General features: G+C 68.3%; 10 protein-coding genes and 1 pseudogene. 8 read left to right on the top strand and 3 right to left on the bottom strand.

Annotation, left to right across the window (positions count from 1 at the left end; all coding sequences use genetic code 11):
- Positions 1–15 precede the first annotated feature (15 nt).
- On the bottom strand, positions 16–2607 hold the full coding sequence (pepN, locus tag EIK80_RS07685; RefSeq protein ID WP_125156367.1) for an aminopeptidase N: 2592 nt from the start codon (positions 2605–2607) through the stop codon (positions 16–18).
- A gap of 105 nt (positions 2608–2712) precedes the next feature.
- Between pepN and EIK80_RS07690 the strand changes: the two genes are divergently transcribed.
- Both EIK80_RS07690 and EIK80_RS07695 read left to right on the top strand, forming a co-directional pair.
- Positions 2713–3621: a CPBP family intramembrane glutamic endopeptidase gene (locus EIK80_RS07690; RefSeq protein ID WP_125156368.1), complete on the top strand. Its 909-nt coding sequence runs from the start codon at positions 2713–2715 to the stop codon at positions 3619–3621.
- Between the two features lie 104 nt (positions 3622–3725).
- Positions 3726–4376 carry an OmpW family protein gene (locus EIK80_RS07695; RefSeq protein ID WP_125156369.1) on the top strand — a complete coding sequence of 217 codons (651 nt, stop codon included), beginning with the start codon at positions 3726–3728 and terminating at the stop codon, positions 4374–4376.
- On the opposite strand, the gene EIK80_RS07700 is transcribed toward EIK80_RS07695, so the two are convergent.
- A complete protein-coding gene (locus EIK80_RS07700) occupies positions 4377–4928 on the bottom strand; it encodes a hypothetical protein (protein ID WP_125156370.1) in 552 nt (183 codons plus the stop codon). It lies immediately after the preceding gene.
- A 143-nt stretch (positions 4929–5071) separates the two neighbouring features.
- Here EIK80_RS07700 and EIK80_RS07705 point away from each other — a divergent pair, with 143 nt between their 5' ends.
- The 6 genes from EIK80_RS07705 (at position 5072) to EIK80_RS07730 (ending at position 11348) form a co-directional block, all read left to right on the top strand.
- Complete coding sequence (locus EIK80_RS07705) at positions 5072–6187, top strand: acyl-CoA dehydrogenase family protein (RefSeq protein WP_125156371.1); 1116 nt, start codon at positions 5072–5074, stop codon at positions 6185–6187.
- Positions 6188–6202: 15 nt separating this feature from the next.
- Positions 6203–7426 (top strand): acyl-CoA dehydrogenase family protein, encoded by a 1224-nt coding sequence (locus EIK80_RS07710; protein WP_125156372.1) that lies wholly within the window; start codon positions 6203–6205, stop codon positions 7424–7426.
- 261 nt (positions 7427–7687) lie between these two features.
- A complete protein-coding gene (locus EIK80_RS07715) occupies positions 7688–9190 on the top strand; it encodes a tetratricopeptide repeat protein (protein ID WP_233586484.1) in 1503 nt (500 codons plus the stop codon).
- A complete protein-coding gene (locus tag EIK80_RS07720) occupies positions 9191–10627 on the top strand; it encodes a hypothetical protein (RefSeq protein WP_125156374.1) in 1437 nt (478 codons plus the stop codon).
- Positions 10624–11175 carry a hypothetical protein gene (locus tag EIK80_RS07725; protein ID WP_125156375.1) on the top strand — a complete coding sequence of 184 codons (552 nt, stop codon included), beginning with the start codon at positions 10624–10626 and terminating at the stop codon, positions 11173–11175. The genes EIK80_RS07720 and EIK80_RS07725 overlap by 4 nt, the downstream gene beginning before the upstream one ends.
- Positions 11169–11348: a hypothetical protein gene (locus EIK80_RS07730; protein WP_125156376.1), complete on the top strand. Its 180-nt coding sequence runs from the start codon at positions 11169–11171 to the stop codon at positions 11346–11348. Before EIK80_RS07725 ends, EIK80_RS07730 begins: the two co-directional genes overlap by 7 nt.
- Before the next feature lie 3 nt (positions 11349–11351).
- Here the strand turns inward: EIK80_RS07730 and EIK80_RS07735 are convergent.
- A pseudogene (locus tag EIK80_RS07735) lies at positions 11352–12909 on the bottom strand (amidase).
- Positions 12910–12916: the final 7 nt, after the last annotated feature.

A 12916-nucleotide genomic window follows, 5' to 3' on the forward strand; every position in this document is an offset into this window, starting at 1 on the left:
TCCCGAAAAGCAGCGTCAGCCAAGCGCCTTGGTCGCCAGCTCCAGCACGTTCTTGGACAGGTCCGGGTGGGCCGCGACCCGCTCCAGCTGCTCGCGCATAAGCTTGCCCAGTTCGGGTTTGTAGCGCCGCCAGTTGCCCAGGGGCTCGACCAGACGCGCGGCCGTCATCGGGTTAAAGCCGTCCACCGCCAGGATCTGATCGGCCAGGAAGCGGTAGCCCGCGCCGCTGGGGTCGTGGAAACGCGCCGGATTGAAGTTGGCGAAGGTCGAGACCAGGGCCCTCAGGCGGTTGGGGTTGGTCGGCTCGAAATCCTCATGCTTCGTCAGGGCGATCACCCGGTCCAGGGCGTCCTCGTTCGGGTCGCGGCCTTGGACGGCGAACCATTTGTCCAGCACCAGCGGCTCGTTCCGCCAGGCGCGATGGAACTTGCTGAGGGCCAGGTCGCGGGCCGGGCCGCCGATGGTGACCAGGGGAAAGAGGCCGCCCATCGCGTCGGTCATGTTGCGGCCGGTGTTGAAGTGGGCGGTCAGGCGCTCCAGGTTGTCGGCGTGAGGATCCGAGCACAGCACCTCGGCGCAGGCGTTGCGCAGGGCGCGGCGGCCGGCGGCTTCGGCGCTGGCCGAGAACTCGGCGTCGCTTTGCATCTCGCCATGCAGGCGGCGCAGCAGGTCGCCCAGATGGACGGCGACGCGGGTGCGCAGGGCGTTGCGAGCCTCGTGCAGGGCCGGCGGGTCGGCCGGCTCGGACATCAGGGCCAGGTCGGGCTCGGACGGCAGGGCCAGCAGAAGGGCCTTGAAGGCCGGCTCGGCGGCGTCGTCGACCAAAGCCCGGCCAAGGGCGTCGGCGTAGCGCTCCTCGCCGACCTCGTCGGGCGCTCCGGCGGCGCGGGCCAGGATCAGGTCGCGGGCCAGGGTCTGGCCGGCCTCCCAGCGGTTGAACAGGTCAGGGTCCGAACCGAACAGCACATAACGCTCGGCCGGTCGCGCATCGGTCGACAGGTTCACCGGCGCCGAGAAGCCGCGGAGGGCCGACAGCACGGGCTCGCTGGCGACGTTGTCCCAGCGAACCGTCAGGGTGTTTCGGTCCAGCAGCACCACCTCGGTGTCGCGCAGCACCGCGCCGGTCTCCGACAGCAGGCCGATCGCGATCGGGATCGGCAGGGGCTTCTTGTCCGGCTGGCCCGGTGTGGGGGCGGTCGACTGGGTCAGCGTCAGGGTCACGGCCTGGGCGTCGGCGTCATAGGCGGTCTCGATCGTCACCGCCGGGGTGCCGGCCTGTTCGTACCAGCCGAAGAAGTCCGAAAGGTCGCGGCCCGACGCCTCGGCGAAGCACTCGATGAAGGCCTCGACCGTGGTCGCCTGGCCGTCGTGGCGCTCGAAGTAGAGGTCGCTGCCTTTCCGGAACGCCTCGGCGCCCAGGATGGTCTTGAGCATGCGGATGATCTCCGAACCCTTCTCGTAGATCGTCGCGGTGTAGAAGTTGTCGATCTTCATGTAGCTGGACGGCCGCACCGGATGGGCGAGGGGACCGGCGTCCTCGGCGAACTGGCGCGCGCGCAGGGCCCGGACGTCCTTGATCCGCTGCACCGTCGCGCCGCGCTGATCGGCGCTGAAGCTCTGGTCGCGGAAGACCGTGAAGCCCTCCTTCAGGCACAGCTGGAACCAGTCGCGGCAGGTGATGCGGTTGCCCGTCCAGTTGTGGAAGTACTCGTGGGCCACGACCGCCTCGATGCGCTCGTAGTCCAGGTCCGTCGCTGTCTCCGGATCGGCCAGGAGCAGGGAGCTGTTGAAGATGTTCAGCCCCTTGTTCTCCATGGCCCCGAAGTTGAAGTCGCGGACGGCGACGATCATGAACAGATCCAGGTCGTACTCGCGGCCGAAGGCCTCCTCGTCCCATTTCATCGCCCGCTTGAGGCTGTCCAGGGCGTAGGCCGCGCGCGAGGCCTGGCCGGGATCGACGAACACCCGCAGCGCCACTTCGCGACCGCTCATGGTGAGGAACTTGTCGGCGAGCACATCCAGGTGACCGGCCACCAGAGCGAACAGGTAGCAGGGCTTGGGGAAGGGGTCCTCCCACTCGGCGAAGAACCGATTGTCCTCCAGCGCGCCGGAACCAACCAGGTTGCCGTTGCTCAGCAGGTGCGTGAACTCGCGACCGGCCTCGATGCGCACGCTGTAGCGGCTCAGCACGTCGGGGCGGTCGGGGAAGTAGGTGATCGTGCGGAAGCCCTCGGCCTCGCACTGGGTGCAGAAGCGGCCACCCGACATGTAGAGACCCATCAGGGCCTTGTTGGCCGAGGGATCGATCTCGACCTCGGTGGTCAGGACGAACTGGTCGGGCAGGTCCGGAATCGTCAGGCGCTCGGCGTCGACGACATACTGGTTGGCGCTTAGGCCTTCGCCGTCCACGGCCACCGACACCAGCTTCAGCCGCTCGCCGTTCAGCACCAGCGGCTCGTCCTTCGCGCCGGTCCGGCGCACCGCGAGTTCGGCCTTCACCCGGGTCTGCGACGGATGCAGGTCGAAGACCAGTCGGGTCGTCTCGATGGTGAACGGGAACGGACGATAGTCCGCCAGACGGACGGCTTGGGGCGTGTCGGTGCGCATCCGTCCAACTTAGTCGTACCGGGCGACCTCCGCGAGAGGACCTTGACGGCCAAGCCCAAATTAATGGTCAGTGCCGGCTTGAGCTTAGGCGGGAGGGGCTTGGCGATGACGAGCGAAATCACGGGCGATCAGGCGGGGCTGGAAGTCGGGCGCAAGCGGTTCCTGCACCCGGGACCGCTGCGTTGGCTGCGGGCGCTGGGCTGGATGGTCCTGCTCTTCGTGCTGTTCAGCATCGTCTATGCGGGCGCCCAGATGGTGGCCAACCCGATGTTCAAGAAGGGCGGTCATCTCCTCGAAGTGCTGGAGGTGCTGGCGATCTGCTGCGCGGGTTTTGGCCTCTACGCGGGCGTGGTCAGGCTGGCCGAGGGGCGATGGCCTGAGGAGCTGGACCTGCGCCGGATGCCGGTCGAGCTGGCCATCGGCCTAGTGATCGGAGCGCTGATGCTGAGCGCGGCCGTGGGCGGGCTCTACCTGCTGGGCGTCTACGACATCAGTGGTCCGCGCGCGGCCACGGCCTGGGCGACCGTCGCCATGGCCATCGAGTCCGGCTTCATGGAGGAGCTGATCATGCGCGCCATTCTCCTGCGTCTCCTCATGCGCGCCTTCGGGATCTGGCCGGCGCTGATCGTGCAGGCGGCCCTGTTCGGGGCGTTGCACCTGGCCAATCCCAACGCCACGCCGGTCGCCGCCGCGGCCATTGCCGTCGAGGCGGGGCTGATGCTGGCCGGCTTCTACCTGTTGACCGGACGTCTGTGGATGTCGGTCGGCGTTCACGCGGCCTGGAACTTCACCCAGGGCTGGGTGTGGGGCGCGTCTGTGTCGGGCATCCCCGTCACCGAGAGCTGGCTGGTCAGCAAGCCCAAGCCCGGCGCGCCGGAATTTCTGAGCGGCGGCGCCTTCGGCCCCGAAGCTTCGCTGCCGGCCATGGTCGTCGGCACGCTGGTGGCGATTATCGTGCTGTGGCTGGCCTGGAAGCAGGGAAACTTCAAGGCGAGGCCGGACGCGACTACGTAATAACCGCAGGTTTTTTGTGGTCTTTTCTTGAGCCGCGTCAACGAAACCGACCCGACACAGGCGCAAACCCCTTTCGACACAACGAGGTCGTAAAGGGGATACCGATGACCACCAAACTCTTCCTGGCCCTGACCGTGGCCGCCGGCCTGAGCGCCGCGCCGGCTTTCGCCGCCGAGCCCGTGACGCCCAAGGCCAAGGGCGACATCGTCCTGAACGTCCGGGTGACCGACGTCGCGCCGGATGCGGGCGATCCGATCCTGACCGCCGCCGGCGCCGCCACCGGCCTGAAGGCGGACGTCAAGGACGATATCAAGCCGACGATCGGTCTCAGCTACTTCCTGACCGACAAGCTGGCCGTCGAGGTGATCGCCGGCACCACCCAGCACACGGTCAAGGCTGTCGGGCCGGGCACGGATGTCGCCGTCCACAAGACCTGGGTCCTGCCGCCTGTCGTCTCGCTGCAGTATCACCCGCTGCCGGGCGCGCGCTTCAGCCCCTATGTCGGCGCGGGCCTGAACTACATGCTGTTCTACAGCGGCAAGGACAAGAACGGCTTCACGGTCGATCTGGACGACGGCTTCGGCTACGCCCTGCAGGCTGGCGCGGACATCCCGATCAACGCCGCCTACAGCCTGAACCTGGACGTCAAGAAGATCTGGTTCGACACCGACGCCAAGATCAATGGCGGCGCGCTGAAGTCCAAGGTCAAGCTTGACCCGCTGGTGTTCTCGGTCGGCTTCGGCCGGCGCTTCTAACTAGTCCGAGCTCGGTCCGGCGGCGGGCGCTTCCTGCAGGTAGCGCTCGATCGCCGCGATCTTGTGGGCCAGGCCCGTCAGGGCCGGCGGCGCGTCCTCGGGACTGTCGGCCACCAGGGTCAGCAGTTCCCGGGCGATGGCGCGCAGGCGCGGGGCGCTGGCGATCAGCCGGGCTTGGTATTCCATCTTGTGCGGGTCGCGGTCGTACTCCGCGCCCGGCGTGCGCCAGCCGCCCCAGTCCTGAGCGTCGGTGACCACGACCGGATAGGTGCCCGGATAGGGATGGTGGGCGCAGTCGCCCTCCTGCTGCCACTTGTTGCGGGCCCGCAGCACTCGCCAATTGGAGTCGAGGCCGCCATCCTGCGCATCGACCTTGTCCTCGGCCTTCAGCTCGTGGGCCTGGAACTCGCGGTTCAGCCCGACGTCGTAGGTGACCCGCACGGGCTCGTCGAAGCCCTTGGCCCAGATGGGCACGATCCTGTCGACCGTGGCCCAGCAGCCGACGCTCTCGACCCATACCCTCTGGTTCTTCTGGAAGACGGTCTTGGCCATGCCGTTGAGTAACGTCCGAATGCGCTGACAGGCGCGCATAAGAACCTGAAATTCTTGACGCCGGGTCAATCTTTCCCTTCGCGTGAACGTCGTTCAGTGTGACTCCCGCGACCCGCCGAAGAGCGCGGTCCAGGGAGGCTCCAGTGGATTTCGACTATTCCGACGACCAGAAGTTCCTGAAGGACGAGGCGCGCAAGTTCCTCGCCGGCCATTGCGACGTCGCCGTCGTGCGCGGCGTGCTGGACAACGCCGACCGTTCGTTCGACGAGAAACTCTGGAAGGGCGTCGCCGAGCAGGGCTGGCTGGGCGCCTCTATCCCCGAAGAGCACGGAGGGCTGGGCCTGGGGCGTATCGAGCTGTGCGCCATCGCCGAGGAGTTGGGCCGCGCCGTCGCGCCGATCCCGTTCGCCTCCACCGTCTACATCCTGGCCGAAGGGATCATGGCCCACGGCACGGACGGCCAGAAGGCCGCGATCCTGCCGCGCATCGCCGCCGGCGAGGTGATCGGCTGCCTGGCGACCTCGGAAGGCCCGGGCGTCGTGGGCCCGAACACACTGCAGTGCCGGGTCGAGGGCGGCAAGCTCTCGGGGACCAAGATCCCGGTCACCGACGGCGACGTCGCCGACACCGCGCTGGTCCTGGCCAGTGACGGCGGCCGTCCCGGCCTCTACTTGGTCGACCTGAAGCAGGCGGGCGTGAAGCGCGAGACCCTGAAGAGCCTCGATCCCACGCGGGGCGTGGCCAAGATCGTCTTCGACGGCGCGGTCGCCGAGCGGGTGGGGGAGGCCGGAGCCGGCTTCGACATCGTCCAGGCGATCCTCGATCGCGCCGCCGTGCTGCTGGCCTTCGAACAGCTGGGCGGCGCCGACCGGTGTCTTGAGATGGCCAAGGAGTACGCCCTGGGCCGCTACGCCTTCGGTCGCGTGATCGCCGGCTACCAGGCCATCAAGCACAAGCTGGCCGACATGTACGTCAAGAACGAGGTCGCCCGCTCCAACGCCTATTACGGCGCCTGGGCCCTGAACGACGACGCGCCCGAGCTGCCGATCGCGGCCTCGGCCGCCCGCATCGCCGCCTCGGAAGCCTTCTGGTTCGCCAGCAAGGAGAACATCCAGGTCCATGGCGGCATGGGCTTCACCTGGGACGTCGACTGCCACCTCTATTACCGTCGATCGCGGCAGCTCAGCCTGGTGGCCGGCGCGCCGAAGCTCTGGAAGGAGCGGCTGGTGAGCGAGCTGGAAAAGAAAAACGCGGCGTAAGGCGAGGAAACGACTATGGATTTCAACGATTCCCCCGAGGAAGCCGCCTACCGCGAGAAGGCCCGCGCCTGGCTGGCCGAGAACGCCGCCGCGCATCGCGCCAAGTTCGGCGAACTCAAGCCCAACACGCCCGAGCACATGGCCGCGGCCAAGGACTGGCAGGCCACCAAGGCCGCCGCCGGCTATGCCTGCATCACCTGGCCCGCGGCCATCGGCGGGGGCGGCGGCACGCCGATCCAGTCGGTGATCTTCGGCCAGGAAGAGGGCAGAGCGGGCCTGGGCTATGGCTACTTCACCATCGGCCTGGGCATGTGCGTGCCCACGGTCATGGCCTTCGCTGACAGCGAGACCAAGAAACGCTTCGTCTCGCCCGCCGTGAAGGGCGAGGAGATCTGGTGCCAGCTGTTCTCCGAGCCGGCGGGCGGCTCCGACGTGGCGGCCCTGCGCACCCGCGCCGTCAAGGACGGCGACGAGTGGGTGATCAACGGTCAGAAGGTCTGGACGACAGGCGCCCACTATTGCGACTACGGCATCCTGCTCACCCGGACCGACCCCGATGTGCCCAAGCACAAGGGCCTGACCATGTTCTGGATCGACATGAAGGACGCCGCCGTCGAGTGCCGGCCGATCCACCAGATGTCGGGCGGGCGCGAGTTCAACGAGGTCTATTTCACCGACCTGCGCGTCAAGGACAGCCAGCGCCTGGGCGAGGTCGGCGACGGCTGGAAGGTGGCCCTCGTCACCCTGATGAACGAGCGCCTGGCGGTCGGCGGCTCGGCCGGTCCGAACTATCGCGAGGTCATGAAGCTGGCCCAGGATCTCGCCGGCCCCACCGGTCCGGCGATCAAGGACCAGGCGTTCCGCGAGAAGCTGGCCGACTGGTACGTGCAGTCCGAGGGGCTGAAGTTCACCCGCTTCCGGACCATGACCGCCCTGTCGCGCGGCCAGACGCCGGGACCGGAAAGCTCGATCGGCAAGATCATCTCGGCCAACCAGTTGCAGGAGATGGCCAACACCGCCGTCGAGATGGAGGACCAGTACGGCATCCTCGTCGATCCCGACCAAGCCCCGGCCGAGGCGGCGTTCCAGCAGAGTCTGATGTGGGCGCCGGGCCTGCGCATCGCCGGCGGCACCGATGAGATTCTGAAGAACATCATCGCCGAACGGGTGCTGGGCCTGCCCGGCGATGTGCGCGTCGACAAGGATGTGCCGTTCAAGGACATGCCGACCGGGCGCTGATTTCGTCGAATCTTCGTCTTCCGTCGATACACTGAAGCCGACAGCTGACGAGGTTAGCTGTCGGCTTTTCGATGCTTGGGAAGATGTTCAGTGCGCGGTGAAGTCGCGCGAAATCCGGGAAATTCGCCTGCCGGGCGAACCCGGACTGTCGTGACAAAGTCTTCATTGCTGGATGGGTTGAGCTGAGCTTGACAGTCATCACTCCCGGGCACATGAGAGATCGTTGTTTTATGGTTAACGGGCTGGGCTGAAGGGGGATTCATGCGCGAGGCCGGCGACGCATTTGCGCGCCTTCGGATGCTCCGTGGAGCGGCCGAGCGCGCGTTCGCCAGCCGCTCCCCCCTGCTGCGTCGCGCCCCGGTGGGCGCGATCGTGGCTGCGGTGGTGATCCCCCTGGTGGGCTGCGACACGGGCCCCAGCTTCTGGTTTCACAAGCGCGCCAGCGCGTGTCCGCGACCGCAGGCGGCCCAGGGCGTATCCGGCCAGTTCAACCAGCAGCAGCAAGAGATTCGCGCCCTCCGCCAGGGCGGCTTCCGCGGCGACTTCTTCGCCCAACTGGAGCTGGCCCGCCGCTACGAAGCGCAGCGCGCGGTCGACAAGAACCTCGAGGATCCGGTCGAGGCGGCCGTCTGGTACGCCATGGCCCTGTCCAACGCCGGCGGGTACGCGCCAATCTCGTCCTATGAGCGTCGGGGCTCCGAATCGAAGGCCGTGTCGCGCTTCGACGACTGCCGCGCCTTCGAGCGCCGCAGCGCCTATTTCGCCCTCGATCGCCTGCTGTCGCGCATGTCGACCGAAGAGCGCGAGAAGGTCCGCAACCGGGTGATCTATGTGCTGTCGGCCCAGGGCGCCGACGGATTCCGCACCCTGGCGCGGATCCACGACGCCTATTTCGGTCCGTTCGGCGAGCCGTCCGACAACCTCCAGGCCATCCAGGCCTACGGCAAGCCCAGCCAGCCGGGCGCGCCGGCTGCGCTGGACCTGTTCCGCCGCAACGACGTCGACGCCTATCTCTACAACTACCTGGCGGTGCAGACCGGCGACGTGTCGGCCTATGTCATGCTCAAGGACTTCGAGCGCAGCTCGCCCCAGCGCGCCTCGTACGGTTCGTTCGTCGAGACCAAGGCCAAGCGCTGGATCCCGCCCTACGAGTTCTATCCGCCGGAGTCGCCCGACTCGGGCGTGCCGCACTCCGACGAGTCCGACCTGTCGGGCGAGGCGCGCGAGGCGGCGCTGAGCCGGATCAACGAATTGCCCTTCGTCCATGTGGCCGAGGCCCTGGCGTACCTGCGGGTCATCCCCTCGGCGGTGCTCGACGAGAAGCTGCTTAGCGTCAACGACGCCCAGACACTGGAATCGATGCTGGGCCGACCCGCCAACGGCCGCCTGTCCTCGATCGAAAAGGTGCGGGCGATCCAGTACGCCGCGGTCAACGGCTCGTCCAAGGCCCAGCTGGTGCTGGCGGTGATGTACTCAGAGGGCGTCGGCGTCCCGCGCGACTACGCCCGAGCCTATCACTGGTACGAGGAAGCCGAGCGCCAGGGCTCGGCCGAGGCCAAGTACGCCATGTCGACCTTCTTCTCCCTGGGCCTGCAGGGCGTGGCCGACCAGGATCGCGCCAAGGCGGTGGTCTACCAGATCGACGGAGCCCTCTCGGGTTTCAAGCCGTCGGCCTATCGGCTGCAGCAGCTGCTGGCCCAGGTCTCGCGTCCGCCCCGGCCCGCGGCCGATCGCGGCCGTCCGTACAGCGAAAGGGACTTCTAGATGCGCAGCCTCAGCCGCCTGCTGGCGCTTTGGGCCGCCTTGATCCTCGGCGTCGCGGCCGCCGCGCCCGAGATCGCGATCGCCTCGCCGGACGCCAAGATCGATCAGCAGATCCGGCCGTGCTTCGGCCTGCTGATCCAGCCGAACCTCTCGCAGGGCTGCAAGGTGCGCTACGCCAAGCCGCGTCCCTGCGCCCGCGGCTATTACCGCTCGCGTGGCCGCTGCGTGGCGGGCGGCGGCTATGGTCCCGGCTATGGCGGCTACGCGCCGCGCGAGATCAACTGCGACTACGCCTATCCCGGCCAGGTCTCGCAGACCCTGGCGCGGCTCTATGACGGCGATACCCTGACCCTGACCTCGACCAATGGCGGGGCCTGCGTCGACTCGCTGAACATCACCCAGTCGATCACCATTGTCGTCCGGAACTACTCACCCAGCCTGGACCGTCCGATCCTGGTGGCTCCAGCCGGCCTGCCCTGCATCCGCATCCAGCCGGGCGTGCAATATGTCGTGCTGGAAGGCCTGGGCATCGAGGCCTCGCGCGCGGGTTCTTCCTCGTGCATCACCGGCCGCGCCACCGAGATCGCCCTGAAGAACGTCACGGTCCGCTATGACGGCGACGCCTCGGCCTTCGACGTGGGCGACAGCCGCATCGAACTGGCCGGCGTGGCCTTCATCGGCCGCACGCGCTCCGCCGTGGTCAAGGCCACCGGCACGATCATGGCCCAGGACGTCGAGATCGCCGCCGCCGCCATCGGTGGGGCCTTCGAGACCTCGGGCGACAGCCGCCTAAGAGACATCCGCATTGTCCGCCTCGGCGACTGGACCGGCTCGTCGCGCACCCGCAACTCGGCCGGCTTCGTGCTCAGCGGCATGAACCGCCAGCAACTGGTGACGATCGACCGCCTGTATGTCGATGGCTTCTCGCGCGGCGTCTATATCGGGGGCGGCGACGAGACGACCCTGCTGCGCCCCGTGGTGCGCGACAGCGACTGGGCCGTGACGGTCGAGAACGCCAATCTGCGCCTGAACGAGGGCGAGCTGGAGGCGACCGATGTCGGCCTCTACGTCGCTTCGGGGATCGTCTACGCCGCCAACAACAAGATCGTCGGCGTCATGCGCTCGGGCATCTATGCCGACGCCGGCGGCCAGATCCGCGCGGTCGACAACCGTATCTACGCCCGCCCCGAGGGGTGCAAGGCGCTGGTCAGCGGCTTCTTCGACGGCGAGCTGACCTGCCGCCCGTGGTTCGAGGCGCCGGAGCTCTATCGCACCCAGCGCGACCGGGCCCGCCTGGACTACGACGCCTACTGGCCGGCCCAATCCATCGGCCCCGCGCCGCTGGCCGTCAGCGCCGGTCCCGGCGACTTGGCCAATGACGCGGCCGCCACCGGCCTGGCCGGCGCGCCGCCGCAAAAAGGGGGAGCCCCCAAATGAGCAAGCTGGTCCATGGCCTGGTCGCCGCCGCCGTCGCGGCCTCGGCCCTGATCTCGACCCCGGCCTTTGCCCAGCAGGGCGGCGGCTACGCGCCGACCTATGCCGCCCCTCAAGGCCCTCCACAGGGCTACGCGCCCAAGCGTCGCGACATTTGCGGCGCGCCGATCACCGGCCAGGCGCCGGACATCATGACCTACGACAGCGCCACGGGGACCCAGGTGTTCGTCGGCGGGACGCGGGGCGGCGGCACGGATGTGGCCGCCTATAACGCCCAAACCGGATCGGCCGCAGGCCTGTCGGGCGATCTCAGCCGCCCGGGCCTGGTGTCGTCCTGCGCGGTCGACGGCCTGACCGGCGAGTCCTACGGCGTGACCTCCGACCGTCCGGGCCAGGTCACCCTCAGCGGCCGCGACGATCGCGGCGAGCGTTACCAGTTCACCCGCGCTGACGGCCGGACCGACGTCTGGGATCCGCGCTACGAGAACTACTGCTTCCGGTCGGGCACGGGCCTGTTCGGTCCGCCCAGCGCCGGCGGGCGTCGATGCTGAGGCCCGCGGCCCTGCTGATCCTGGCCGCGCTGACCGTGGCGGCCTGCGCGGACGGGCGTCCGTACGCGCCATACGACCCGCCGTCCGGCCCGCCACCGCCCTCGGCCCCGAACCGGCACGAGGTCACGCCGCCGCCGCCGTCGATCGAGGTGGTCCGACCGAAGGTCCCGTAGGCTTTAAGGCGCGATCGTCTTGATGAAGGTCGGCGCCTTGCGGTGGTGCGTCGCCTGCTCATAGGCGTAGCCCAGGTTCAGCAGCAGCTTCTCGCTCCAGGCCGGACCGATGAACGACAGGCCGACCGGCAGGCCGTTCACGGCGCCCATCGGCACGGTCAGGTGCGGATAGCCGGCCACGGCGGGCAGGGTGGTCGACGAGCCGCCGTAGTTGTCGCCGTTCAGCGGATCGATGGTCCACGCCGGGCCGGTGGTCGGGGCGATGATCGCCACCGCGCCGGTGTCCTTCAAAATTCGATCGACGCCTTCCGGGCCGGCCAGACGCTTCGAGTCCGCCAAGGCCTTCAGATAGTCGGGATCGGTCAGGCCCTTGGTCTTCTCGGCCTTCTCGAAGCTCTCCTGGCCGAACCACTCAAGCTCTTTCGGGGTCGCCTTGTTGAAGGCGATCAGGTCGGCCAGCGTACGGCTGGGGACCTTCTTGGGGGCGGTCGATCCCAGATAGGCGGCCATGTCGGCCTTCAGCTCGGTGTAGAGCACCACGCCCTCGGCCTTGCCGATCGGGCCTTCATCGAACGCCTTGACGTCGATCAGGGTGGCGCCCTGGGCCTGAAGATCCTTCAGCGCCTGCTCGAACACCGCGTCGGTCTTGGGCGAATAGCCGGTGTAGAACCGCGCCACGGCCAGCTTGACGCCCTTCAGCGCGTCCTTGGAGAGATCGGCCGCATAGTCGGTCTTGCGGGCGTCGGCGTCCTTGGTGGCAACGTCGGCGGGGTCGCTGCCGGCGATGATGGTCAACACCTTGGCGGCGTCCTCGACCGTGGTGGTCATCGGGCCGGCGGTGTCCTGGCTGTGGCTGATCGGCACGATATGGGTGCGCGAGACCAGGCCCACGGTCGGCTTCAGCCCCACCAGGCCGTTGATCGCCGCCGGGCAGGTGATCGAGCCGTCGGTCTCGGTGCCGATGGCCATCGGGGCGAGGCCCGCCGCCACCGCCGCGCCCGAGCCGCTGGACGAGCCGCAGGCGCTGCGGTCCAGGACGTAGGGGTTGCGCACCGTGCCGCCGACCGCGCTCCAGCCGCTGATCGACTTGCTGGAGCGGATGTTGGCCCATTCCGACAGGTTGGCCTTGCCCAGCATGACCAGGCCGGCGTCGCGCAGACGTTTGGCGATGGGCGCGTCGCGGCCGGTGACGTTGTCCTTCAACGCCAGAGAGCCGGCGGTCGTCGGCAGTGGATCGGCGCTCTCGATATTGTCCTTCAGCAGGATCGGGACGCCGTGCAGGGGCGAGCGGACCTTGCCGGCCTTGCGCTCGGCGTCCAGGGCCTTGGCCTCGGCCAGGGCGTTGGGGTTGGTGGCGATCACCGCGTGCAGGACGGGGTTCTTGTCCTTGATGACCGCCAGATAGGCCTTGGTCGCCTGTTCGGCGGTCTGCGCCGAGGCGCTCCCGGTCAGGAAGGCGACGGCGGCGGCGCCAGCCAGAAAGGCGAACTTGGTCATGAAGCGTGTCCCCCGAACGGCCGCGCCTCGAGCGCGGGCCGGTGCGGAGGATGAGGTCAAAAATCCACGAT

It is taken from the genome of Caulobacter sp. 602-1, from assembly GCF_003931565.1.
Lineage (GTDB): Bacteria > Pseudomonadota > Alphaproteobacteria > Caulobacterales > Caulobacteraceae > Caulobacter.